This is a genomic window from Streptomyces sp. NPDC045026 (assembly GCF_056432625.1).
This window is the reverse complement of record NZ_JBWKIS010000013.1, coordinates 64457-89078: the sequence shown is the minus strand read 5'-3', so window position 1 is coordinate 89078 and position 24622 is coordinate 64457. Positions and strand designations below refer to the sequence as shown.

The following is a 24622-nucleotide window of genomic DNA, read 5'->3' as shown; positions in this document are numbered from 1 at the left end:
GGGGATGAGAACAGCCGCGCCGATCCTTGCACGGGACGCCCGAGGTTGCGCAAGTCCCCTGTTACCGATGGGTAGTCATGTCCGGATTTACGGCGTCCCGCACCTACGACGTCCCGTTCGCCGGGTTCCCGGAGTCCGGTATCGGCAGCGGCCGCTTCTCGATCGCCGCCGCCATCACCTCCGGGAAGAGGTCCGGCGTGCACGCGAACGCCGGTGCTCCCAAGGCCGCGAGCGCCGCCGCGTGCTCCCTGTCGTACGCGGGCGCCCCCTCGTCGGAGAGCGCGAGCAACGTGACGAACTGCACTCCTGACGCCTTCATCGCGGCGACCCGCTTCAGCATCTCGTTCCTGATGCCCCCTTCGTAGAGATCGCTGATGAGGACGACGACGGTCTCCGCGGGGCGGGTGATCTGCGACTGGCAGTACGCGAGCGCTCTGTTGATGTCGGTGCCGCCGCCGAGCTGCGTGCCGAACAGGACGTCGACCGGGTCGTCGAGCTGGTCGGTGAGGTCGACGACGGCCGTGTCGAACACGACGAGCCTGGTGCTGATGGACCGCATCGAGGCCAGCACCGCGCCGAACACGGAGGCGTAGACGACGGAGGCCGCCATCGAACCCGACTGGTCGATGCAGAGGATGACCTCCTTCTTCACCGACCGGGACGCGCGGCCGTATCCGATGAGCCGCTCGGGGACGACCGTGCGGTACTCCGGCAGGTAGTTCTTGAGGTTGGCCGCGATCGTGCGGTTCCAGTCGATGTCGTGGTGGCGGGGCCTGCTGATCCGGGCGCTGCGGTCGAGCGCGCCGGTGAGCGTGGCGCGGGTCCGGGTGGCGAGACGCTTCTCCAGGTCCTCGACGACCTTGCGCACGACGGTGCGCGCGGTCTCCTTCGTCGTCTCCGGCATCGCCTTGTTGAGGGAGAGCAGCGTGCCGACGAGGTGCACGTCGGCGTCGACCGCTTCCAGCATCTCCGGTTCGAGCAGCAGCGCGGACAGGCCGAGGCGGTCGATGGCGTCACGCTGCATGACCTGGACGACGGAGGACGGGAAGTACGTCCGGATGTCGCCGAGCCAGCGCGCCACGGACGGAGCGGACGCCCCGAGGCCGGCCGAGCGGTCGCGCGCCCGCCCCTCCTTCATGTCCCCTCTCCCGTAGAGCGCGGTCAGGGCGCCGTCCATCGCCGCGTCCTGGCCGCTCAGCGCGCAGCCGGTGCCGTCCGCCTCGTCCCCGCCGAGCACGAGTCGCCAGCGCCGCATCCGCTCGTCCCGGGCTCCCCCACTGAGCCCGTCCACCTGGTCGACCGCCATCAGGCCACCCCCACAAGGTCGTTGTCACCCCGGCCGGAACCGAAGCCGGAGCCAGAGCTGGAGCCCGAATCGGAGCTGGAGCCGGAGTCAGGTCTGGCGTCGACGTCGGCATCGTCCGTCCCGAGCAGCAGCCGCAGCGCCGGCAGCACCGCGTCGGCGCGGGCCGGATCGAGGCCGGGCGCGAACCCCGGCGGAGCCGTCCCCACGCCCGTCGTGCGTCCCGCCCCCGCGGGCCCCCGCCGCACCAACTCGCCCAGCGTGCGGCGCACACCGGATTCGTAGGCGGAGAACGTGCGCCGCAGCAGCGGCAGTACGTCCGTGAACGCGTCCGCGGAGACACCCGTCAGCCAGTCGTCGACGAGCGCGAGCAGCCGCTCGTCGTGTACGAGGAGCAGCCCGCCGCCGGAGCCGCCGCCCACGAACCCCTCGATCCACGCGGCGGCCTCGGCAGGCCCGGTGCCCGGCGAGAGGGCGAGCCCCATCAGCCGCGCGGCCTCTCCCTCGGCCAGCTGTCCGTCGTCGAGGAGCAGCCGCGCGCACCGCCCCCGGATCACCCCGGCCACACTGTCGCGTCCGGCGAGGACCCGCAGCACCGAGTGCCAGCGGCCTCTGTGTCCCGCCGTCCCATCGTCCTCCAGGAGCCCCACCGCCGCGTGGACCGCGTCCACATGCCCGCGCATCTCGGCCGCGGCGTCCCCGTCGAGCCCCGCGCACGCGGGCGGCAGGCCCACGAAGACGCGCTCGGCGAGACCTGCCGCGACCTCGGTCAGCGCCTGGGTGTCCGTGCCCCGCACGTCGCCGTAGCGCAGGGAGCGGACGAGTGCGGGCAGGGCCTGGGCGAGATGGCCGACGTCCGCGTCCATCGCGGCGCGGTGGGCCAGCACGCGCATCACCACCGGGAGCGCCTCGGGCAGTTCGGCGAGGAGGCAGCGCTCCGCGAGGGCCGTGACGTCGGCGAGGGCCTGTGCGCCGATCGCGTCCGCCTCGGCTCTGGCCGTGGCGGCCGAGAGCACGGTCGTGCCCCAGACCCCCGCCTCGGCGACGCGTACGGACAGCTCGGGTTCCCAGCGCAGCCGCCAGGTCTCCCGGAACGTGCCGGTGGAGGCGCGCATGGACCGTGCCGGTTCGCCCCAGCCGACGTCGAGGAGGCGGAGCCGGTGCAGGAGCCGGCTCCGAGCCGCGTCGGTCTCCTTGCGCAGGTCGAGCTCCAACTCCCGCTCCAGAGCCTCCGGTTTGAGCCGCAGGGAACGCTGGAGCCGCGTGAGGTCGCGTTGCAGCGGTACGGCGGGCGCCGCGTCCGGGACCTCGCCGAGTACGTCCCCGACGACGAGCTTGTCGTGGACGAGCGACAGCGGTACGTCCGATCCCTCGCACATCACGGCGCGGATGGCGTCCGTCGTCTCGGACAGCCCGGCCAGCGGACGGCCCCGCATCGCGGCGAGCGTCTCCGCGAGCCGCACCGCCTCGATGACGTGCGCCGACGACACGATCCTGTCCTCGTCCCTGAACAGCCCGGCGACCTTGGTCATCCAGCGTTCGACGGGCCGGTCCGGGGCGCTGAACAGATGCCCGTACCAGCCGGGCGAGTCGATGCCCGCGCCATATCCGCCGGCCCGCGCGAGACGGCGGTGCGTCCAGGGCACCCAGGTCATGTCGACCTTGGCCTTGGGTAGCCCCTTGAGGACGGCCCGGTCGGCGGCGACCGTCGCCTTCACCCACAGCGCCGGAACGTGCCAGGCGCCGCACACCACCGCGACACCGTCCCCGAACTCCTTCTGCGCAGAACGCAGCTGGAGGCGCATGTACGCCTCCCGCACGAGGTCCCGCTCGTGCCCCCCGTCGCCGTACTCCTCCCTCAGCGCTCCCATCGCCTCGCCGAGCGCCTCGAACGGCGCGAACACGTCCCCCGACGCGCCCCGGTGCTCGACGACGTCCTCCCACCAGCGCTCCGGGTCGTCGTGCCCAGCGGTCCCGGCGAGTACGGCGAGCGGATCGACGCGCATCGCCTCCCGCGCGTCCTCCCCGCCCTGTCCCCCGTCCCCCTCGGGGTCGTCCGGCGTCATCGTCTGCTCCCGCAGGGCCAGGCTGTGCGCCGCCGGCAGGTCGATGAAGCGGACCGGCACGTCCCGCTCCAGGGCCCACCGGATCGCGACCCACTCCGGGGAGAACTCGGCCAGCGGCCAGAACGCGGAACGCCCCGGCTCGTCCACGACATGCGCCAGCAGCGCGACCGGCGGCACCATGCCCTCATCGGCGGCGAGCGCCACCAGCGCGTCCGCCTCGGGCGGCCCCTCCACCAGGACCACACCCGGGACCGAAGCGTCGAGCGCCGCCCGGACGGCCCTGGCCGAACCGGGGCCGTGATGACGCACCCCCAGCAGCAGCGGCCCCTGCTCCCTCCCCCGCTCGCTCATACGCTCACCTCACGGCACGCGCGGTAGAAGTCCTTCCAGCCGTCCCGCTCGCGCACCACGGCCTCCAGGTACTCCTGCCAGATCACCCGGTCCGCGGCTGGGTCACGGACGACGGCGCCGAGGATGCCCGCCGCGACGTCCGACGGCCGCAGCACGCCGTCCCCGAAGTGGGCGGCCAGCGCGAGCCCGCTCGTCACGACGGAGATCGCCTCGGCCGTGGACAGCGTGCCGCTCGGCGACTTCAGCTTCGTACGCCCGTCCTCGGTGACGCCGCCGCGCAGCTCGCGGAAGACCGTGACGATGCGGCGGATCTCGTCCGTGCCGTCCGGAGCGGCCGGCAGGTCGAGAGAGCGGCCGATCTGGTCGACGCGGCGCGAGACGATGTCGACCTCCGCCTCCGCGCTCTCCGGCAGCGGAAGCACCACGGTGTTGAAGCGGCGGCGCAGCGCGCTCGACAGGTCGTTGACCCCCCGGTCGCGGTCGTTCGCCGTGGCGATCAGGTTGAACCCCCTGACGGCCTGCGTCTCCTGGCCCAACTCCGGTATCGGCAGGGTCTTTTCCGACAGGATCGTGATCAGCGTGTCCTGCACGTCGGCCGGGATGCGGGTCAGCTCCTCGACCCGGGCCGTCATGCCCTCGGACATGGCGCGCATGACGGGGCTGGGCACGAGGGCGTCCCGGCTGGGGCCGTGCGCGAGCAGCCGCGCGTAGTTCCACCCGTAGCGGATCGCCTCCTCGGGGGTGCCCGCCGTGCCCTGCACGAGCAGCGTCGAGTCGCCGCTGACGGCGGCCGCGAGATGCTCGGACACCCAGGTCTTTGCGGTGCCGGGGACGCCGAGCAGCAGCAGGGCGCGGTCGGTGGCGAGCGTGGTGACGGCGACCTCGACGATGCGGCGCGGCCCCACGTACTTCGGTGTGATGACGGTGCCGTCGGGCAGCGTCCCGCCGAGCAGATACGTGGCGACCGCCCACGGCGAGAGGCGCCAGCGCTCCGGGCGCGGCCGGTCGTCCTGCGCGGCCAGCGCCGCCAGTTCGGCGGCGAAGGCGTCCTCGGCATGCGGCCGCAGGGCTTGCGCGGCGCCCTGGTTCCCCGCGGACGCGGCGCTCTGGTCCCCCGCGGACGCGGCGCTCTTCTCGGTCGGTTCGACGGACACGGTCATGGCGATCCCCCTCGATTTCGGCCGGGCGCAGCCGGCACGTCCGGCACATCCCGAGCACTCGGCCGGGATGTGACTCCACCGTGCACCACGCCACTGACAATCACCGGTCGTACGCCGTTGACCTGCGTGAACTCCCTTGCCACGGCCGATTGTCAGTGGCGGGACCTACCTTCGAGAACATGACTCAGCAGGGGGTGCGCTGGACGGCGGACCAGGTGCTGGCACTGGCGCCTGACGCTCCGTCACGCAAGGCGGGAAGCAAACTCGGCGTCGCCGGACCTTGGTCGGAGGCGGGAAGTTCGGGCGAGGGGATGGTGTGGGGGCACTGCAAGGGCAGTGGCAGCAAGCCGTATCAGACGGTCGTGGATGTCGCGGACGCGGCGGGCCCGGCCTACAAGTGCAGTTGTCCGAGCCGTAAGTTCCCGTGCAAGCACGCGCTCGGGCTGCTCCTCCTGTGGGCGGGGGCGGACGGCTCGGTGCCGGATGCGCAGGTGCTCCCGGACTGGGCGGAGCAGTGGGCCCAAGGGCGCAGGAAGCGCGCCGAGGCCAAGCGGGAGGCGGATGCGGGCGGGGCCACTGCCGCTGATCCCGAGGCCGCGCGCCGCAGGGCCGAGCGCCGCGCCGATCGGGTCACGGCGGGCGTGAGCGAGCTGGAGCAGCGGCTCACGGACCTGCTGCGGGGCGGCCTCGCCTCGGCCGAGCAGTCCGGGTACGGGATGTGGGAGGAGACCGCGGCGCGCATGGTGGACGCGCAGGCGCCCGGACTGGCCGCGCGGGTAAGGGAGCTGGGGTCGATACCCACGTCCGGTCCCGGCTGGCCGGTGCGGCTCCTGGAGGAATGCGCGCTGCTGCACCTCCTCGACCGCGGCTGGCTGCGTCGCGACCTGCTCCCCGCCGGACTCGCGGCGACGGTCCGCTCCCGCGTCGGACTGCCCGCACCGGCGGACGGACGGCCCACCCGGGACCTATGGCTGGTCCTGGCGCAGTACGACTCGACCGACAGCCGGCTCACCACCCGCCGGACATGGCTGTACGGGACGGAGTCCGGCCACACGGCGCTCCTCCTCTCCTACGGTGCGGCGGGCCGCGCCCCGACGCTCTCCCTGCCGGTCGGTCTTGCCCTGGACGCCGAGCTCTCCGCGTACGCGGGCGACGGACAGCTCCGCGCCGACCTGGGCGAACGGTTCACGGCGCCCGCCCCAAGTCCCGTACGGCCCAAGGGGGCAGGCGTGGCGGAGGCGGCGGCGCTGTACGGGGATGCGCTGAGCCGCGACCCGTGGCTGGAGTCATGGCCGGTGACGCTGAGCCGGGTCATACCGACCCCGGACGAGGCGAGAGGAGGCTGGCAACTGGCGGATGCGGCAGATGACTTGGACCGCCCGTCGCCGGAACAGCCGCCTTCGGAGCGGCCGGGTCCCGAACGGCCGGGTCCCGAACGGCTGGCGCTCCCGATCACGCCGAAGGCCGCGTCGGGCCCCGGGCTGTGGCGGCTGGCCGCACTGTCCGGCGGGGCACCGGTCACCGTCTTCGGCGAGTGCGGCCACCGCGGCTTCACCCCACTCACGGCCTGGTCCGAAGGCCCGGGAGAAGCGGTGGCTCTGTGGTGACGAGCCGGACGACGCAGACACCGGAGACGACCGGGCGGACCCCCATCCCGGAGAGGAGCGAAACATGAACGGACCTTCGACCGCCACGGCTACCACGACCACCAGCACGACCACGGCCACCGGTGACCCATGGGAAGAGCTGGTCACGGCCGCCCTGCTCGGAACGGACCGGCGGACGCCGCCGGGCCACGCGCCCGGCACCGACGCACCCGTCGCGCTGCTCGACGCGGCCGCCGTGCAGACCGTACGGCGGCGGGCCGGGCTGCGGCCGGCACCCGCTGCCGCGCCGCCGGCACGGGCGGCGGACGACCCGCGACCCCCTCTCCCGGCCCTCGCGCGACGCAGACTCGCGATGCTGCTCACCGACCGTCCCGGCACCGGCGGCGGCCGCCGCGGAACAGCCCCCGACCTGATGGAGCTGCTGCCCCAGTGGCTGGCCGGGGCCAACGAACAGGGGTACGCGGCGCCTGCGGATCTCCTTCCCGCCCTCCTCGACGCGGCCCGCGGGCGTACCGACCTGCGGCCCCAGGCCCTCACGTTCGCCGGCCCGCGCGCACTCTGGCTGGCCCGGCTCAACCCGGACTGGAAGTTCGCGCTCCGCTCCACCCCCGGCGGCGGCACGGCGCTCCCGGCGCCCGAGGACGCGGCCGACGTGCAGCGGCTGTGGGAAGAGGGCCTGTTCGCCGAGCGGGTCGCGCTCCTGGCCGCCGTGCGCGCACACAGCCCGGCCGCGGCGCGCGAACTGCTCGCGACCACGTGGTCCGCCGAGCGGGCCGAGGACCGGCTGATGTTCCTCGACTCACTGCGGTCGGGGCTCGCCGACGCCGACGAGCCGTTCCTGGAGCAGGCGTTGTCCGACCGCAGCCGCAACGTCCGGGCCACGGCCGCCGAGCTGCTGTCCGCCCTCCCCGGCTCGGCGCTCGCCGCCCGCATGGCGTCGCGCGCGGCCTCCTGCGTCGCGGTCGACCGCACCCAGGGCGCGGCGGCGATCACGGTCGAGGCACCGCACGAGTGCGACGCGGGCATGGAGCGGGACGGCGTGGTCGCCAAGCCTCCGACGGGCCGGGGTGAACGGTCCTGGTGGCTTGGCCAGTTGGTCGAGGCCACGCCGCTCGGCTGCTGGTCCGCGCGGTTCGGAGGGCGCACACCGGAGGAGGTCGTCGCGCTGCCGGTGGCCGACGACTGGCAGGGCGAACTGCACGCCGCCTGGTGCCGGGCCGCGGTGCGGCAGAGAGACGCCGTGTGGTCACGCGCGCTCCTGGGCGCGCCCGCGTCACCGGACGCCGGAGGCCCCGGCGCCGTATCGCTGTCCGAGCGGGCGAAGCTCCTCGGCGCGCTGCCCGACGGTGAACGCGCCGAGTGGGTCGCGGGTTTCATCGCGACACACGGCCTGTCCGAGGCGTTCCAGTTGCTCGGGGTCTGCGCCCAGCCGTGGGCCGAGCCACTCGGGCGGGCGGTGGTCGACGCGCTGAACATCGCGCGGGACGCGGGCAGTTACCCCTGGAGCTTCAGCGGCGTCATGGGCCTGGCCGAACGCTGTCTGGACCCCGCCGAGGCGGCCAGACTCGAAGGCCTCACCGCCACCCCGGACGAACCGGAGGACGCGGCCCCCGGCGCCGGCGGCTACTGGTCGGAAGCATTCCAGCGCCTGGTCAGCACATTGCGCCTGCGGCAGGCGATGCGGGATGAGTTGAGCGGGGCGTCAGCGTGATGAGTACCCGTTGAGGGCCGGTGATGCAGGGCTTGGGGACTGTCCGGTTCGGGCGGAGCGCGACCCACGCACCCGAACCGGCACCCCTGCGTCCTCACTCGGGAGAGCGCCCGGGAGGGCACCCTGGACAGCACCCCGGAGGGATCAAGCTCCGGCAGGCTGGCGGACGTTCGCGTTGACCCAGTCCACGATCGACGCCGTCGTCGCGCCCGGGGTGAAGATCTCCGCGACGCCCTTCTCCTTGAGCGGAGCGATGTCCGCCTCGGGGATGATCCCGCCGCCGAACACCTTGATGTCCGCGGCGTCGCGCTCCACGAGGAGCTCGATGACGCGGGCGAAGAGCGTGTTGTGCGCCCCGGAAAGAATCGAGAGACCGATCGCGTCGGCGTCCTCCTGGATCGCCGTGTCGACGATCTGCTCCGGCGTCTGGTGCAGGCCGGTGTAGATGACCTCCATACCGGCATCACGCAGCGCCCGCGCGATCACCTTGGCCCCACGATCGTGACCGTCGAGCCCCGGCTTGGCGACCACCACGCGGATCGGACCGGCTGCCACACCCATCACTGCCTCCATGAAGCGACTTCCACCCGATACCTGACCTGATGCGTACCCGGGGAGTGAACGAACGTTATCGACAGCATCCCGCAACCGGCCGTTTCGCGGTGCGGAGCGAGGGGGAAATCACACATTGGGACACGTTCGCTGCGCGCCACAGCCGCCGCAGGCGGCTCAGAAGCCGCATACGGGGGCCACCGGCGCAAGGGGAGCCGCAAAGAGACAGCCGCACCACACCGCCGCCGGCCGCGCGGCGGGCGGCACGGCGCATCGGCGCCGCGGTACGTACGGGATTCACGTAACGCACCGCGACGGTCACGCATGGGCATCAAATCGTCACCGCCCGCGTACGACGCGCATCGTCGGCCACCTCGGCGCATGCTTCCCATGAGGGCACACGGGAGACAGAGCCGTTTTCCCGGGTGCCGACGGGAGGTCGGCAATGAAGGTCACGAGGATTCTGCCTTTTCGCCCGCTCTGTCAGCTGATTCCCGCCAGGCTGGTGTTCCCCGCCAGGCTGGCCGGAGTCTCCGTCTCTCTGTTGAAGGCGACCGCACTCGAGGTCGCCATCCTCGCCGGACACGTCCTCCTCTACCCCTCCGGCATCATCCAGGAGCGCCGGGACGCCCCCGCGCTCCCTCCGCTCGGCTACGCCCCCGCACCGGAAGGCGTGAGCGAGGAGGGCGAGGACGCCTCGTACCTGACGGAGAGCGCCGCCCTGCCGGGGCCTGGGGCAGAAAACGCCCCCACCGGCCGTAGCGCCCGGCTGCCGTCCGCCGAGAGCAAGCCGCCGGTTCTCCTCATGCACGGCTTCATCGACAACCGCTCCGTCTTCGTCCTGCTGCGCCGCTCGCTCGCCCAGCACGGCAGGCACCACGTGGAGTCGCTCAACTACTCGCCGCTGACCTACGACATCCGCACCGCCGCCGCGCTGCTCGGCCGCCATGTCGAGGAGATCTGCGAACGCACGGGCCACGACCGGGTGGACATCGTGGGGCACAGCCTCGGCGGGCTCATCGCCCGTTACTACGTGCAGCGCCTGGGCGGCGATCTGCGCGTACGCACCCTCGTGTCGCTCGGCACCCCACACAGCGGGACCACGTTCGCGCCCCTGCTGGACGCGCACCCGATCGTCCGGCAGATGCGCCCCGGCTCGACCGTCATCGAGGAGCTGTCCCGGCCCGCTCCCGGCTGCCGCACCCACTTCGTGAGTTTCTGGAGCGACCTCGACCAGATCATGGTTCCGCTGGAGACGGCCTGCATCGACCACCCCGACCTGATCGCGCAGAACGTCCGCGTCACCGGCGTCGGGCACCTGGCGCTCCCCGTCCACCCGGCGGTCGCCGCCGGCATCCGGGAGGCGCTCGACGCCGAGGAAACGGAAGGAGCGCACGCCACCGACTCGGTAAGCGGTCTGACAGTGGCCTGACCGCGACCTGCGCCTGGCCTGATCCTGGCCTTATCCTGCCCCCGGAACGGTCTCCGAACTGGCCAAACGTCGAACGATTCTCGAACGCAGAGCCAAAGCTCTGCCCACAGTCCGCCGAAAGACGGCCGAATGCCCGTTTCCTGCGAGCGGGAAACCTGCCGAAGATTGTCGAGCCCGCGTACCGCCGGGTACAGTCACCGCACTGCTCTGGCAGCCCCTGTTGTCGAGGCGAAAGAGAAGTTGGTGAACGACCGTCACCCGTCGGGGACTCAGACCTCCCCGGTCCCGGCTCAGGACGCCGACTACGCGCCCTACGCTCCGTATGACCAACAGAGCGCGCAGTACGGCGACTACACCGGTTACGACGGCCACGCCACCGGCGGTTTCGCGGCCGACCCGCTCTTCGGCGACCTTCCCGGGGCGCAGAGCACCGGCTCGTACGACAGCGGTCAGTGGGCGACCGGCGCGCATCAGACGCTGACGGCGCAGGAACCCCAGCACCACGACCCGTACGCGGCGCAGCAGCAAGCCTCCCCGTACGCCACCGGCAGTTACGACACCACCGCCGCCTGGGGGACCGCCGCCGATCAGCAACTCGCCGGTATTCCGGCCCAGTCCGGACCTGACCATTCCGGCCAGTGGGACAACAGCGGGTGGGCCGACCAGACCGGGCAGTGGGACGCGAGTGCCTTCGGGGCGCAGGCGCAGGGGTTCACCACGCAGGACGCGTTCGCCACGCAGACCTTCCAGGCACCGCAGAACTTCCAGGCACCGGCGGCCTTCGAGACCGGGACGTTCGACGCGCAGGGCTTCGAGACCCAGGCGTTCGGCGCTCAGGCCTATGAGACGCAGGCCTACGAGACACAGGCGTTCGAGGCCCAGCCCTTCGCGACGCAGACCTTCGAAGCGCCGTCCTTCGCCGATTCGGCCTCCCTCGACACCGGCGCGTACGACGCCACCGCGTGGAACTCCGCGGGGCCCGAAGGTGACGAGAGCGACCTCGACGCCCGCCACGACTACGGCCAACCCGGCGCCTCCGAACCCGAGTTGAGCCACAACGACGACCTCGACGACGGCCTCGGCGACGACCTCAACGACGTCGAGGAAATCGTCGCCCGCGACGAGCGGCCCGCCCCGGTCACCCCCGCCCAGCGCGCACGCTCCCGCCGCCGCTCCCCCGCCAAGCGCTCCGCGCTGCTCACCGTCGCGGTGCCCTCGGTGTGCGTGATGGGTGTCGCGGGCGTGGCCGCGGCCTCCGTCGGCGGACTCGGCGGGGACGACAGCAAGGACACGACGGCGGCCTCCGCGCCCGACGCGACCGCCGTGAAGCCCTCCGTCGCCAACAACAAGCTCGACACCCAGCTCGCGGACCTCTCCGCGGACGCGGGTGACTTCGCCGACCGGGCGAGCCGCACCCAGGAACGCATCGACCTCAGGGCCAAGCAGCAGGCCGAGCGGAAGCAGGCGGCGGAGGAAGCGGCGCGCAAGGAGCGGCTGCGGCCCAAGTTCGTCCTCCCGGTCAAGCAGCGCGGACTGAGCGCGTACTACGGGCAGGCCGGTATCAACTGGATGTCCGTGCACACCGGCATCGACTTCCCTGTCTCGTACGGGACCCCGGTGATGGCCGCGACCGACGGCACCATCCGTACGCAGTGGAACAGCGCGTACGGGAACATGACGATCCTGACGGCGAAGGACGGCACGGAGACCTGGTACTGCCACCTCTCCAGCCACGCCGTCATGAGCGGACCGGTCAAGGCCGGCGACCTCATCGCGCACTCCGGGAACTCCGGCAACTCCACCGGTCCGCACCTGCACTTCGAGGTGCGTCCCGGCGGCGGCTCGGCGGTCGACCCGCTCCCGTGGCTCCGCAGCCACGGGCTCGACCCGACGTAGCCACGGGCTCGACCCGACGTAGCCACGGGCTCGACCCGACGTAGGGCCGAGCCTCCTGGCAGAGGCCCTCCAGCCCCCTACAACTTCTCCACCGGCGCGTACCGCAGCAGCAGGCGCTTCGGCTTGGGCTCGCCGAAGTCGACTGTCGCCTCCGCGTTCGTCCCCGTGCCCTTGACTCCGACGACCGTGCCGAGGCCGAACTGATCGTGCGTGACCCGGTCTCCCACGGACAGCGCGACGACCGGCTTCTCGGTCGCGCGGCGCGTGGCGAACGCCGGTGTCGAGCGGGAGCGCGACGACGAGAGAGACGCGGCGATCCCGCTCGTCGGTCCCGCCGACTTGGCGGGCGCCATGGCGCCGGTCCGCTTCCACTCCAGATGCGCGTCCGGGATCTCCTCCAGGAAGCGTGACGGCGGGTTGTACGAGGGCTGGCCCCAGGCGCTGCGCAGCGTGGAGCGGGTCAGGTACAGCCGCTCACGCGCGCGTGTGATGCCGACGTAGGCGAGGCGGCGCTCCTCCTCCAGCTCCTTGACCTGGCCGAGGGAGCGCATGTGCGGGAACACGCCGTCCTCCATGCCGGTCAGGAAGACGACCGGGAACTCGAGGCCCTTGGCGGTGTGCAGCGTCATCAGCGTGATGACGCCGGAGCCGTCGTCCTCCTCGTCCGGGATCTGGTCGGAGTCGGCGACGAGCGCGACCCGCTCCAGGAACTCGGACAGCGTGCCGACGCTCGCCTCGCCCTCGGCAGCGCCCTCAGCCGCGCCCTCGGCAGCGCCGTCCGCCGTCGCGCTCTCCTGCTCGAACTCCAGGGCCACGGCGGCGAGTTCCTGAAGGTTCTCGATGCGCGTCTCGTCCTGCGGGTCCGTAGACGACTGCAACTCGGCGAGATAGCCGGTCCGTTCGAGCACGGCCTCCAGGACCGTGGCCGGGCCCGCGCCCGACTCGACGATCGTGCGGAGGTCCTCCATCAGCGTGTTGAACCGCTTCACCGCGTTCGTCGAGCGGGCCGCCATGCCGTACGCCTCGTCGACCCTCCGCAGCGCCTGCGGGAAGGAGATCTTCTCGCGCTGGGAGAGCGCGTCGATCATCGCTTCGGCGCGGTCGCCGATGCCGCGCTTCGGCACATTGAGAATGCGCCGCAGGGGGACGGAGTCCTCGGGGTTGGCGAGCACCCGCAGATAGGCCAGGACGTCCCTGACCTCCTTGCGCTCGTAGAAGCGGACTCCGCCGACGACCTTGTAGGGCAGGCCGACGCGGATGAAGATCTCTTCGAAGACACGGGACTGCGCGTTCGTCCGGTAGAAGACGGCGACGTCGCCGGCCTTCGCGTCGCGCGCGTCCGTGAGCCGGTCGATCTCGTCGGCGACGAACTGCGCCTCGTCGTGCTCGGTGTCCGCGACGTATCCGGTGATCTGCGCGCCCGCGCCCGCGTTCGTCCACAGGTTCTTGGGGCGGCGGGATTCGTTGCGCTCGATGACCGCGTTGGCCGCGGAGAGGATGGTCTGCGTCGAGCGGTAGTTCTGTTCGAGCAGGATCGTCGTCGCGTCCGGGTAGTCCTCCTCGAACTGGAGGATGTTACGGATGGTGGCTCCGCGGAACGCGTAGATCGACTGGTCCGCGTCACCCACGACGCACAGCTCGGCGGGCGGGAGGTCGTCCGCGCGGGGCGGCTCGTCCTCCGCGCGTCCGCTGTCGGCCGAGCCCACCAGCTCTCTGACCAGCGCGTACTGCGCGTGGTTCGTGTCCTGGTACTCGTCGACGAGGACGTGGCCGAAGCGGCGGCGGTAGTGCTCGGCGACGTCCGGGAAGGCGCGCAGGAGGTGCACCGTCGTCATGATCAGGTCGTCGAAGTCCAGTGCGTTCGCCTCGCGGAGGCGGGACTGGTACATCGCGTAGGCCTGGGCGAGGGTCTTCTCGAAGCCGTCGGCGGCCTGGCCTGCGAAGTCCTCCTCGTCGATCAGCTCGTTCTTCAGGTTCGAGATCTTGGCGCTGAAGGACTTCGGCGGGAACTTCTTCGGGTCCAGGTCGAGGTCGCGGCAGACCAGGGCCATGAGGCGCTTGGAGTCGGCGGCGTCGTAGATCGAGAACGACGACGTGAAGCCGAGCTTCTTGGACTCGCGGCGCAGGATGCGCACGCAGGCGCTGTGGAACGTCGACACCCACATCGCGTTCGCCCGCGGGCCGACCAGGGACTCGACGCGCTCCTTCATCTCGCCCGCGGCCTTGTTCGTGAACGTGATCGCGAGGATCTGGCCGGGGTGCACGCCGCGCTCACCGAGGAGGTACGCGATGCGGTGCGTGAGCACGCGGGTCTTGCCGGAGCCGGCGCCCGCCACGATGAGCAGCGGGGAGCCGCCGTGGACGACGGCCGCCTTCTGGTTCTCGTTCAGCCCGTCGAGGAGGGCCGCCGGGTCGAGCGCCGGGCGTGGGGCGCCGTCCCGGTAGTACGCGTCCCTGGCCGGGGGCACGTCGAACTTCCCGTCGAACAGGTCGTCCGGAACGTGCTCCGGAGCCGTGTCGTCCTCGGGCGGCGGCGGGGCATGTTCCTCACTGGCCTTCGAAGCCGTGAGGTCCGCCAGGAAGCTGTCGTCAAAGAGGCTGCTCATCGCTCTACGAGTCTAGGCCGCCCCACTGACACCCACGGCCGCCCCGGAAACTTCGCCCGACTTCGCGGACCCGGCCACCTCACGTAGTGCGTGAATCACCCTCCGTAAGGATTACCGGAGGTCACGAGCAAGATTGCCGAAGGTCACGAAAATGTATCGGGCATATCGAACATCAACCTTCACAGCAGCCACACGAGTTGGCTAGCGTGCTCCGCGGGCCGCCCGTCCCCCCGCCGGCAACCGCGCCGCGAACGGGTCGCCCCCGCTGAGTTCAGTACGCCGAGAGGCATGGAACCGGGGACCCACGACCTTTGGGGTGAATCGGCCGACGACCCGTCAGGGACGGCCGTAGGGCAGCCTTCCGAATCTCCGCCCGAACCCGACAGCTAACCCGGTAGGCGGTCATGGGAAGGAGACGCGCCCCTTGGCGTCGCACCGCAAGCCGCGCAGCAGGACAGCCGGTCCCCGCACGGCCCCCGTCGTCGGCATCACCACGGCGGCCCTCACCTCCATAGCCCTGCTCTCGCAGAGCGCGAACGCCGCACCCTCCGCGCCGCCGAAGCCGAGCATGGAAGAGGTCCAGAAGAAGGTCGACACCCTCTACCACCAGGCGGGCGTCGCCACGGAGAAGTACAACGCGGCCAAGGAGCACACCGCCAAGCAGCAGAAGCGCGTCGGTGACCTGCTCGACGACGTCGCACAGCGCACCGAGAAGCTCAACAAGGCCCGCCAGGAGCTCGGCACCTTCGCCGCGGCCCAGTACCGCACGGGCGCCGTCTCCGACACCGCGACGCTGCTCCTCGCCGACGACGCGCAGGACTACTTCGACCAGGACCAGCTGATGAGCCGGCTCACGAGCCGCCAGAAGAAGGCCGTCGACGACTACCAGACCGAGCAGGCCGCCACCACGAAGAAGCGCACGGAGGCGGCCAAGAGCCTGGAGACGCTCACCACTTCGCAGGCCACGCTCCGGAGCACGAAGAGGGACGTCCAGCAGAAGCTCGGCGACGCCCGCGAACTCCTGTCGAAGCTGACCGCCGAGGAGAAGGCGCGGCTCGCGGCGATCGAGAAGAAGAAGCAGGAGGCCGCCAGGAAGAAGGCGGAGGAGCTGGCGCGTCAGCAGGCCGAGGCGGAGGCCAAGCGCAAAGCGGCCGAGGAGGCCCGGCAGAAGGAGAACCCCGGGACCGGCACCGGTTCGGGCACGGGTACGGGCTCCGGAAGCACCGGCAGCGGCTACGCCGCCAAGGCCGCGAAGGTCATCGCCTTCGCCGAGTCCCAGGAGGGCAAGCCGTACGTGTGGGGCGCCACCGGCCCGGACTCGTACGACTGCTCGGGTCTCACGCAGGCCGCGTGGAAGGCGGCCGGCATCACGCTGCCGCGCACGACCTGGGACCAGGTCAAGGTCGGCACGACCGTCACCACGGCCAATGCACAACCCGGTGACCTGGTCTTCTTCTACGACGACATCAGCCACGTCGGCATCTACATCGGCGACGGCAAGATGATCCACGCCCCCAAGCCGGGCGCGAACGTGCGCGTCGAGTCGATCTACTACATGCCGATCCACAGCGTGGTGCGCCCGGCCTGACCGCCTTCGTGGGGTTACGTTCGGGCGGTGCGCGGCCCGAACGCAACCCCAGGCCCCGGACCCACGTGGTCCCAGCTCCCACCGGCAGCCGGCGCCGCCGTCATGGCCACCGGCATCATCTCGGTCGGTTTTCACCTGACCGGTCACTCGGTGCTGTCCGGCATCATGCTCGTGCTCGCCGCCGCCCTCTGGCTCGTCCTCGCGGCGGACTTCGCGAACCGGCTGGTGCGCGAGCGCGAACGCTGGGGGTCCGAGGCCGACACCCCGACCGCGCTCACCGCGGTCGCGGCCACGACCGTCCTCGGCACCCGGATCTCCCTGTTCGGGTGGCAGACCCTGGCCGAGGCGCTCCTCGCCCTGTCCGCGCTCGTCTGGCCGGTGCTGATGATCAACGTCGTACGGCACTGGAAGCCGCGGATGCCGGGGGGCGTGTTCCTGGGCTGCGTCGCGACGCAGGGCCTCGTCGTCCTGGCGGCGACGCTCGCGCCCGCGGTCGGGGCGCACTGGCTCGCGTTCACGGGAATGGTGCTCTTCTGGGGCGGGCTCGTCCTGTACTGCTTCGCACTGCTCCGCTTCGACCTGCGCGAGGTGGCCTCCGGCGCCGGGGACCAGTGGGTCGCGGGAGGCGCGCTCGCCATCTCCGCGCTCGCGGCGTCGAAGCTCGTCGCGACGGGTCTGTGGAACATCGACGACACGGACGTCCTGCGCACCGTGAGCTTTCTGCTGCTCGCGCTGGACATCGCCTGGTACGTCGTGCTGGTGCTGGCGGAGGTGCGGTGGCCCCGGCCGCGTTACGACATCCGGCGGTGGTCGACGGTCTTCCCGATGGGAATGACAGCGGCGGCGGCACTGTCCGTGGGCGCCGCCGCCGATGTGCCCTGGCTCAAGGGGCCGGGGCAGGTACTGGTGTGGATCGCGGTGGCCGCGTGGCTCGCCACCCTGTTCGGGACGTTCAGGGGCCGAACATCCGCCTGACTCAGGTCCAGAACACGCGCCTGACTCAGGTCCAGAGGACCGCGATGAAGATGTTCGCGGTGGTCAGGAGGCCGACGAGGCCGAACAGGCCCTTGTCGACCTTCTCCTCGTCCCGCTTCACGTACACGAGGCCCAGGATCACGATCAGCAGCGCGAGCTTCACGCCGATCTTGATGTTGTTGACGGTGTTGTCGTCCGCCTGATTCAGGCCCACGAGGACGACTCCCGTGACCAGCATGGTCAGCGCGCCGTGCAGCATCGCCGGGACGAACCGGGCCGTTCCCTTGCCCATCGCCTTCATCTGGGTGAGGAACCCACCGAGGAGCGAGGCGATGCCGATGATGTGCAGGCCGACGAAGAGGTGGATGAGTACGTCCATGACGGGCGAGCCTAGCCGGGGCCTCACTGCCCCCATGAACCGGCCCGCACCGGTCCGTCGGCGGTCACATGCGGTCACACCCAGAACACAAGGACCAGTTGCGGACAATCCGTCACCAACCCGTGACGGTCAGGTTTAGCGTCCTTCCTCAGGTGCCCGGCTCCCCACCCCCGCCCCGCTCAGAGGCGGAAGCCGGACACCTACCGCCGAGAAAGGTCCGGCGGCGGCCCGCTTCCCCTGTGCGGGCCGCCGCCGGACGCGTAAGCAGTACGTACCGGAAGGACGTGCCCCTCGTGTCGGCAGCGCACCGCAAGCCCCGACAGCGCTCGCTCACCGGCCCCACGGCCCGCACCGCGGCGACCCTCGCTCTCGCCTCCGCGGCGACCGCCACCGTCCTGGACGGCGCGGCGCACGCGGATCCCCGGCTCACCCCGAGCCAGGTGAAGGCGAAGGTCGACCGGCTCTACCAGGAGGCCGAGAAGGCAACCGAGAAGTACAACAGCGCCAAGGAGAAGGCGGACAAGGCCGAGAAGAAGCTCGGCTCACTGCGGGACGAGGCGGCCCGCAGGACGGACCGGCTCAACACCCAGCGTGAGGCGCTCGGTTCGGCCGCCGCCGCGCAGTACCGCACCGGTGCCCTCGACCCGGCGGTCCAGCTCGTCCTGTCCTCCGACCCCGCCCAGTACCTCGACAACGCGGCGCTCGCCGACCGGCTCGGCACACGGCAGGCATCCGCGGTCGGGCGCGTGCAGCGCGAGCTGCGGCAGATCGACCAGCTGCGCTCCGAGGCGGACGGCCGGCTCACCGAGCTGCGCAAGCGGCAGGGCGAACTGAAGAAGCAGAAGAAGACGGTCACCGGGAAGCTGGCCGAGGCAAAGCGTCTGCTCGACCAGTTGCCGGCGGCCGAGCGCACCGGCGTCGGAGCGGGCGCCGGCGACACCGGCACGGCCGACCGCGCCTCCCGCTCGGACACCTCCCGCGAGCTGCCGTCCGGCGCCCTGCCCAAGGCCCCGGACTCCCGCACGGCGGCGGCCATCGCCTATGCCTACAGCGCCCTCGGCAGCCCCTACGTGTGGGGCGCCACAGGCCCGAACGCCTTCGACTGCTCCGGCCTCACCCAGGCCGCGTACCGCTCGGCCGGCATCTCCCTGCCGCGCACCACGTACTCCCAGATCAACGCGGGCCCCCGCATCCCACGCTCCCAACTCCAGCCGGGTGACCTGGTGTTCTTCTACTCGGGCATCAGCCACGTCGGTCTCTACATCGGCAACGGCAAAATGATCCACGCCCCGAACCCGAGCGCCCCGGTCCGCATCGCCCCGATCGACGAGATGCCGTTCGCCGGGGCTACGCGGGTGGCGTGAGCCGGTGCGGTGCCCGCCGGTACTGTCGGGGTCATGCCTAGCCGTGCGCTGCCGCCGCCTCCGCCCCCTGTCCAACTCCGTACGTGGCCGGACCGGCAGACACTCCTCACCGACCGCGGCATGGCCCTCGGCGAGCTGCGCAGGACATACCTCGCGGTGCACCGGCTCCTGCTGCTGTGGCTATGCGGGTTCGGCGGCGTCATCGGCTGGTCACTGCTGGTCCAGACGCTCCAGCTCATCGAGGACAAGGATCCGCTCGCCTTCATCTTCGGCCCGGTCTTCGTGATCCTCGGCCTGGCGGCGCTCGCCCCTGCGGTCGTCGGAGTCGTACTCGGCATGCGCCGCGACCGGAAGATTCGCGAACTCACCGATGCCTGGGTCGCGTTGGACACCGATCCGGCGACCGATTCCCGGCTGCGCTCCCCCGGCGCCAGTCTCACCTGGTGCCTGTCGTCACTCGTGTTGTGCGCACTCGGCCTGTGGGCGTCTCTCGGTGCGGCCGCGTACGCCGAACCGGGGCGGGACACGTACACGGATGTCGCCCTCGGCATGGGTGCAGGCACCATCCTCTGGCTGACGGGCCTCATCGGGGTCAGGAAGGCGCTGAGCCACTACCGCTGGGCGGTGCGGAGGCCGAGCCCGGCACCGACACGGGGCGGCTCGCACCGCTGAGGGCGAGCTCGCGCGGCGCGGTCAGGTTTTCGCCACTGCCGGGCCTGGGGCCCGCACCGCAATACTCGGTGGCCCGCCCACTCCCCCTCGGTCCGCTTGTCCTCTCGCTTGATCCGCTTGTCCTCTCGCCGCGACCGCGGTCGCGGTAGCGCTCGTCGGCAAGAAGGGCAACACCGCCCGCTGCGAACTCACGGCGTCGGACGGCAGCTACGCGGGTGGCGTGAGGAGCGTGCCGCTCCGGTGCTCGCGCGCCATGTGGGCGTAGGCGCGGTCCGCCACCTCGGCCAGCAGTTCGGGGGTCGCGGCGGCGCAACGCGCACGCAACTGCCCGGCGAACGCCTCCGAGTCCCGGCAGAGGGCGAGTGCCTGCGTCACCTGCGCGATCAGCTCCGGCAAGTGCTCGGCGCAGTAAGGGTGTTCGCTCTCTATCCCCGCACGAACCGGGTCCTCCTCGTCGGGGAGAGCCGCGTCGAGCCAGGTCTCGAAGCCCAGCAGGCGCGGAAATCTCACCGCCAGCTCCCAGCCTGCGAGCGGGATCTCCTCGTACGTCGCCTCGGGTTCGCGGCACGCCATCCTCAGGAGCGTAGCCAGGTCGTTCATGAACTCGGGCACAGTCCGCTTCCCCGCCGCACGGCTCCACAGGGTGCGGGCGGACGGCGGGCAGGTCGAGAAGAACTCCTCGGTGAACGTGTGGGCCAGATAGTCGAGTTGGGCCGCGGCCGACTGCAGCGGCCAGCTCCAGGGCGAGCGGGTGTACTCGACTCCCTGTATCCGCTGGTAGCGCAGCACCTGCCACTCCAGCGGATCACTCGATTCACCCGATTCGGCCGCGTCGGCCGCGAGACCGACGAGGTGGAATATGGCGCCGCTGCTCAGCGCGGACTGCGGAAGACGCGTCGTCACCGCCCGTCAGACCAGACGCCGTGCTGTCGCCCACCGAGTCAGCTCGTGGCGGTTCGACAGCTGGAGCTTTCTCAGGACCGCCGAGACATGGGACTCGACCGTCTTGACGGAGATGAAGAGCTGCTTGGCGATCTCCTTGTACGCGTAGCCACGGGCGATGAGGCGCAGGACCTCGCGCTCGCGCTGCGTCAGGCGGTCGAGGTCCTCGTCGACCGGCGGAGCGTCGGTCGACGCGAACGCGTCGAGGACGAAGCCCGCCAGGCGCGGCGAGAAGACCGCGTCGCCGTCCTGGACTCGGAAGATCGAGTCCACCAGGTCCGTGCCGGTGATCGTCTTCGTGACGTACCCGCGGGCGCCACCGCGGATGACGCCGATGACGTCTTCCGCGGCGTCCGAGACGGAAAGGGCCAGGAACCGGACCGGGTTGTCGGCGGCCGTCATCAACGGGGCGCAGCGGCGCAGGACTTCGACGCCGCCGCCACCGGGCAGGTGCACGTCGAGGAGGACGACCTCGGGGCGCGTGGCCGTGATGACCGTGACCGCCTGGTCCACGTCCGCGGCCTCGCCGACGACCTCGACGCCCGTCGCCTCCGTGCGGCCGATCTCCGCCTGGACACCGGTGCGGAACATCCGGTGGTCGTCGACAAGGACCACGCGGGCGTGACGGCCGACCGGCTCCGTCTCCGGCTCGCTCGCCGCGGTCGCGTCCGGCTTGACCTGCTCGTCACTCATGGGGTCTGCTCCGCCCTCTTCATGGTCAGTTCGACCTCCGTGCCGCCGTCCGGCACCGCGCGCAACCGCGCCGTGCCGCCGTTGCGCTCCATCCGGCCGATGATCGATTCTCGTACGCCCATCCGGTCCGAGGGAATCGAGTCGAGGTCGAAACCGGGGCCCCGATCGCGCACGGACACGAACACCGTCTCCTCCTCGACCTCGGCATAGACCTGGACCGCACCACCCTCGCCACCGTACTTGGCGGCATTCACCATTGCTTCCCGCGCGGCCTGCATCTGTGCCGAGAGGCCGTCGTCGAGCGGGCAGTCGCCGACCACCACGACCTCGAGGGGCACCCCGTGCTTGTCCTCGACCTCGGCGGCGCTGCGCTTGACCGCCTCCGCGACCGTGCCGGGCTCCTCCGCCTCGTCCTTCCCGTTCCCCTCCGGTCTGTAGAGCCAGGCCCGCAGGTCACGCTCCTGGGCCCGGGCCAGGCGCCGCACCTCGCTCGCACTCTCCGCGTTCCGCTGGATCAGCGTGAGCGTGTGCAGCACCGAGTCGTGGACATGGGCCGCGACCTCCGCCCGCTCCTGCGCCCGGATCCGCATGAGGCGCTCCTCGGACAGGTCCTGCGTCATGCGCACGAGATAGGGGCCGGCGAGGAGGGCGATTCCGACGAGGACGGCGAGGGCGGCCTGAAGGATGGAGCCGAGGTGCTCGGCCGATCCCTGGAGCACGAAGATCCCGGTGACACCGGCCCCGACGAGTACGACACCGGCTGCGGACCGCGCCAGATTCAGCGTGCGCCTGCGGCGGCCGACCTCCATCCAGCGGGCCCGCCGCGCATTGTCCGCCTGGCGCCAGACGAGGGCCACGCCCGCACCGACGAGGAGCGTCGGCCACAAATACGCCTTCGCGTTCCCCGCCAGATTCACATTGCCGACGAAGACCATCGACACGACGACCATGAGGAGCAGGGCGAGGATCTGCCCCTTGTCCGGCTTACGCGCGACGAGTCTGCGCCGGCCGTCCGTCGCCGTCTCCGTGGTGAACGCAGGGGTCCGCTCGCTGCCCACGCCGCCGACGCCGAGCGGGACGAAGAACCAGAACGCCGCGTACAGGAGCGCGCCGAGGCCGTCCGCCATGAACAGGCCCGCGAAGACCAGCCGCACCCAGATCACGGGCAGGCCGAGATGCCCGGCGAGCCCCCGCGCCACCCCGCCGAGCCAGCGACCGTCACTGGATCGGTAGAGCTTGCGCGGCGGCCGCGGGACAACAATGGGTGGTGCTGCGGCTTCCGGCATGCCATTGATGGTCACACGCGGGCCGGACCCCGGGCATCAGGGTTGAGCCCGGAGACTCCCCTGATCTCCGGCCCTGCCCCGAGCGCCGTCAGGGGCGATCTCAGGGTTCGTCCAGGGTCGTCCCGACTGCCGCGGCGGACGTGGGCCCGTCACCATGGACGCATGACAGATCACCAGCACGCCTCGACGGGAGCGGAGGCCGGGCAGCCGCAGGACGCGGTGTCCGGGCGCGGCTCCGGCGGTGCGTCCGCGCCGCCCGCGCCGGGACAGGAGCCCGGCGCCCCCGCGCCGCCGGGCAAGTTCCGGCGCGACCGGCGGCACGGGACGCTGGGCGGCGTGTGTGCGGGCCTCGGCCGGCACTGCGACATGGATCCGGTGATCTTCCGGATCGGCCTCGCCGTGCTCGCCGCGACCGGCGGGCTCGGCCTGATCTTCTACGGCTTCGCCTGGCTCTTCGTCCCGTACGACGACGAGGAGGAGAACGAGGCGCGCAAGCTCCTCTCCGGCCGCGTGGACGGCCCGGCGCTGACGGCCGTGCTCTTCGCGCTCGTCGGCTGCGGGCTCTTCCTCTCGATGCTGAACAACGGCGGAGTGCTCACGTTCGCCGCTGTCCTCGCGCTGCTCCTCGCCGGCGCGGGGTACTGGTCCCGGCAGCGCAGAGCGGCCGACCCCGACCCCCTGGCGGCGCAGACCGTGGCCGACGCTCCGCCCGAGGCGCAGGCGCCGCCCGTCGCCGGGGCTCCGTCCTGGTGGCGGGACCCGATAGTCAAGGACGGCACGCACGTCGGAGGCACCGGATACTTCTGGGGGCCCGACAGCGGCGTCGACATCCGGTACGAGCCCACGGCGCACGGGCACCGTACGACCTGGGGACCTGTCGACTCCTCCCGCGGCCCGGAAGGCGGGGCGCCCAAGCAACGTGGGCCGCGCTGGATCGGCGGCTGGACGTTCCTGCTCGCGCTGGCCGCGGGCTGCGCGGGCACGGCCGCCACCTGGCACGGCCACCCGCTCGGCACAGCACTCCAGGCCGGTCTCGCGAGCGCGCTCGTCGTCTTCGGTCTGGGCATCGCGCTCAGTGCCTTCGTCGGGCGGACCGGCGCCGGCTCGATCGTCCTCGCGGTCATCACGGCGGGCCTCCTCGCCGCGTCGGCCGCGCTCCCCTCCAACATCACCACCCACTGGATGCGCACCCACTGGACCCCGGCCTCGGCCGCCCAGGTCGAGCCGAGATACGAGCTGGGGACGGGCGTCGGCACGCTCGATCTGAGCGGGATCGACGTCGGCAAGGGCAAGACGCTGACGACGAGTGCGGAGGTCGGGGCGGGGCAGCTCAAGGTCGTCGTACCGAAGGACGCGACGGTGGTGCTGCGGGCCGAGGTGGGCATCGGTGACATCCGGCTGCCGGACGAGCAGACACAGGACGTGGACATCCGTCCGGGACAGGAGCAGAGGGTGACCCTCACACCGCCCGCGGGCAGCAAGGACGGCGGCACGGTCGAGCTGCGGCTCGAAGTCGGTGTCGGACAGGCGGAGGTGGCCCGTGCCACGTCATGAGTTCCGGCCGGGAAAGCTGGTCGCGGGCCTGTTCCTGACCGCGGCCGGAGCCCTCTCCCTGGGCGACGCGCTGGGCGGCTGGGAACTGCCGTGGTTCGCGGTGCTCCCCGTAGTCACGGCCGGCCTGGTCCTGGCCGGAGTGGTGGGCACGGCAACGTACGCAATCCACCGCCGCCGAAGAGCCAACCTCACGGAATCCGGCTCCCGGTGAGCTCGGAAGGGGGACACGGTCGCAACAGGCGCCTCCGCTCCCCGTAAGCGGGGAAGGGGGCACCGCCGCAACAGGCGCCCCTCTCCCGGTGAGCCCGGAGGGGGCACGGTCCAACGGGCGCTCCCCCAGGGGCGCGGGGAACTGCGCGCCCAGCCACACACCACCCGCAGCCGAACCACGGCACGCGCCGCCTCCTAGGACGCGCCGCCGCACACATCCCGGCCCCAAGAATCGCACTGCCGCACACATCCCCGGCCCCAAGGCCCATGCCTCC

At 71.7% G+C, this 24622-nt stretch carries 19 protein-coding genes and 1 riboswitch; of the genes, 10 read left to right on the top strand and 9 right to left on the bottom strand.

All coding sequences use genetic code 11. The annotated features are described in order from the left end of the window. Positions 1-103: 103 nt before the first annotated feature. Genes AC07EJ_RS26095 through AC07EJ_RS26085 form a run of 3 tightly spaced genes read right to left on the bottom strand, consistent with a single transcriptional unit; the run spans position 104 to position 4880 of the window. Positions 104-1306: a VWA domain-containing protein gene (locus AC07EJ_RS26095; protein ID WP_389479822.1), complete on the bottom strand. Its 1203-nt coding sequence runs from the start codon at positions 1304-1306 to the stop codon at positions 104-106. After that, positions 1306-3720: a DUF5682 family protein gene (locus AC07EJ_RS26090; RefSeq protein ID WP_478885019.1), complete on the bottom strand. Its 2415-nt coding sequence runs from the start codon at positions 3718-3720 to the stop codon at positions 1306-1308. The genes AC07EJ_RS26095 and AC07EJ_RS26090 overlap by 1 nt, the downstream gene beginning before the upstream one ends. Further along, positions 3717-4880: an ATP-binding protein gene (locus AC07EJ_RS26085; protein WP_389479818.1), complete on the bottom strand. Its 1164-nt coding sequence runs from the start codon at positions 4878-4880 to the stop codon at positions 3717-3719. The genes AC07EJ_RS26090 and AC07EJ_RS26085 overlap by 4 nt, the downstream gene beginning before the upstream one ends. A 179-nt stretch (positions 4881-5059) precedes the next feature. Between AC07EJ_RS26085 and AC07EJ_RS26080 the strand changes: the two genes are divergently transcribed. Together AC07EJ_RS26080 and AC07EJ_RS26075 are read left to right on the top strand one after the other, a co-directional pair. After that, positions 5060-6487: an SWIM zinc finger family protein gene (locus AC07EJ_RS26080; RefSeq protein ID WP_478885018.1), complete on the top strand. Its 1428-nt coding sequence runs from the start codon at positions 5060-5062 to the stop codon at positions 6485-6487. A gap of 64 nt (positions 6488-6551) precedes the next feature. Further along, on the top strand, positions 6552-8198 hold the full coding sequence (locus AC07EJ_RS26075) for a DUF5691 domain-containing protein (RefSeq protein ID WP_478885017.1): 1647 nt from the start codon (positions 6552-6554) through the stop codon (positions 8196-8198). Positions 8199-8342: 144 nt separating this feature from the next. Here the strand turns inward: AC07EJ_RS26075 and AC07EJ_RS26070 are convergent, their stop codons facing one another. Then, the gene (locus tag AC07EJ_RS26070; RefSeq protein ID WP_100594811.1) at positions 8343-8759 is read right to left on the bottom strand and encodes a coenzyme B12-dependent isobutyryl CoA mutase small subunit; all 417 of its coding nucleotides are present in this window, start codon (positions 8757-8759) and stop codon (positions 8343-8345) included. Positions 8760-9195: 436 nt separating this feature from the next. Between AC07EJ_RS26070 and AC07EJ_RS26065 the strand changes: the two genes are divergently transcribed. Both AC07EJ_RS26065 and AC07EJ_RS26060 read left to right on the top strand, forming a co-directional pair. Beyond that, positions 9196-10182 carry a lipase family alpha/beta hydrolase gene (locus AC07EJ_RS26065; RefSeq protein WP_389479812.1) on the top strand — a complete coding sequence of 329 codons (987 nt, stop codon included), beginning with the start codon at positions 9196-9198 and terminating at the stop codon, positions 10180-10182. A 243-nt stretch (positions 10183-10425) separates the two neighbouring features. Then, positions 10426-12078: a M23 family metallopeptidase gene (locus tag AC07EJ_RS26060; protein ID WP_478885016.1), complete on the top strand. Its 1653-nt coding sequence runs from the start codon at positions 10426-10428 to the stop codon at positions 12076-12078. 77 nt (positions 12079-12155) lie between these two features. On the opposite strand, the gene pcrA is transcribed toward AC07EJ_RS26060, so the two are convergent. Then, positions 12156-14684 (bottom strand): DNA helicase PcrA, encoded by a 2529-nt coding sequence (gene pcrA, locus AC07EJ_RS26055; RefSeq protein WP_478885015.1) that lies wholly within the window; start codon positions 14682-14684, stop codon positions 12156-12158. Positions 14685-14951: 267 nt separating this feature from the next. Beyond that, positions 14952-15100, top strand: a riboswitch (cyclic di-AMP (ydaO/yuaA leader). An 8-nt stretch (positions 15101-15108) separates the two neighbouring features. Here pcrA and AC07EJ_RS26050 point away from each other — a divergent pair. Both AC07EJ_RS26050 and AC07EJ_RS26045 read left to right on the top strand, forming a co-directional pair. Next, the gene (locus tag AC07EJ_RS26050; RefSeq protein ID WP_478885014.1) at positions 15109-16272 is read left to right on the top strand and encodes a C40 family peptidase; all 1164 of its coding nucleotides are present in this window, start codon (positions 15109-15111) and stop codon (positions 16270-16272) included. Positions 16273-16299: 27 nt separating this feature from the next. After that, the gene (locus AC07EJ_RS26045; RefSeq protein WP_389479803.1) at positions 16300-17247 is read left to right on the top strand and encodes a tellurite resistance/C4-dicarboxylate transporter family protein; all 948 of its coding nucleotides are present in this window, start codon (positions 16300-16302) and stop codon (positions 17245-17247) included. Between the two features lie 25 nt (positions 17248-17272). Here the strand turns inward: AC07EJ_RS26045 and AC07EJ_RS26040 are convergent, their stop codons facing one another. After that, positions 17273-17626 carry a hypothetical protein gene (locus tag AC07EJ_RS26040; protein ID WP_389479802.1) on the bottom strand — a complete coding sequence of 118 codons (354 nt, stop codon included), beginning with the start codon at positions 17624-17626 and terminating at the stop codon, positions 17273-17275. Positions 17627-17919: 293 nt separating this feature from the next. Between AC07EJ_RS26040 and AC07EJ_RS26035 the strand changes: the two genes are divergently transcribed. After that, positions 17920-18990 (top strand): C40 family peptidase, encoded by a 1071-nt coding sequence (locus tag AC07EJ_RS26035; protein ID WP_478885013.1) that lies wholly within the window; start codon positions 17920-17922, stop codon positions 18988-18990. Between the two features lie 33 nt (positions 18991-19023). Beyond that, on the top strand, positions 19024-19662 hold the full coding sequence (locus AC07EJ_RS26030; RefSeq protein WP_478885012.1) for a hypothetical protein: 639 nt from the start codon (positions 19024-19026) through the stop codon (positions 19660-19662). Between the two features lie 207 nt (positions 19663-19869). On the opposite strand, the gene AC07EJ_RS26025 is transcribed toward AC07EJ_RS26030, so the two are convergent. Genes AC07EJ_RS26025 through AC07EJ_RS26015 form a run of 3 tightly spaced genes read right to left on the bottom strand, consistent with a single transcriptional unit; the run spans position 19870 to position 22583 of the window. After that, on the bottom strand, positions 19870-20565 hold the full coding sequence (locus AC07EJ_RS26025; RefSeq protein WP_389479796.1) for a hypothetical protein: 696 nt from the start codon (positions 20563-20565) through the stop codon (positions 19870-19872). Between the two features lie 6 nt (positions 20566-20571). Continuing rightward, entirely contained in the window at positions 20572-21297 is a 726-nt protein-coding gene (locus AC07EJ_RS26020) for a LuxR C-terminal-related transcriptional regulator (RefSeq protein WP_389479794.1), read from the bottom strand. Further along, a complete protein-coding gene (locus tag AC07EJ_RS26015) occupies positions 21294-22583 on the bottom strand; it encodes an ATP-binding protein (protein ID WP_389479792.1) in 1290 nt (429 codons plus the stop codon). Before AC07EJ_RS26015 ends, AC07EJ_RS26020 begins: the two co-directional genes overlap by 4 nt. A gap of 162 nt (positions 22584-22745) precedes the next feature. Between AC07EJ_RS26015 and AC07EJ_RS26010 the strand changes: the two genes are divergently transcribed. Then, complete coding sequence (locus AC07EJ_RS26010; RefSeq protein ID WP_389479790.1) at positions 22746-24137, top strand: PspC domain-containing protein; 1392 nt, start codon at positions 22746-22748, stop codon at positions 24135-24137. Continuing rightward, the gene (locus AC07EJ_RS26005) at positions 24124-24348 is read left to right on the top strand and encodes a hypothetical protein (protein WP_389479788.1); all 225 of its coding nucleotides are present in this window, start codon (positions 24124-24126) and stop codon (positions 24346-24348) included. The genes AC07EJ_RS26010 and AC07EJ_RS26005 overlap by 14 nt, the downstream gene beginning before the upstream one ends. Positions 24349-24622 lie beyond the last annotated feature (274 nt).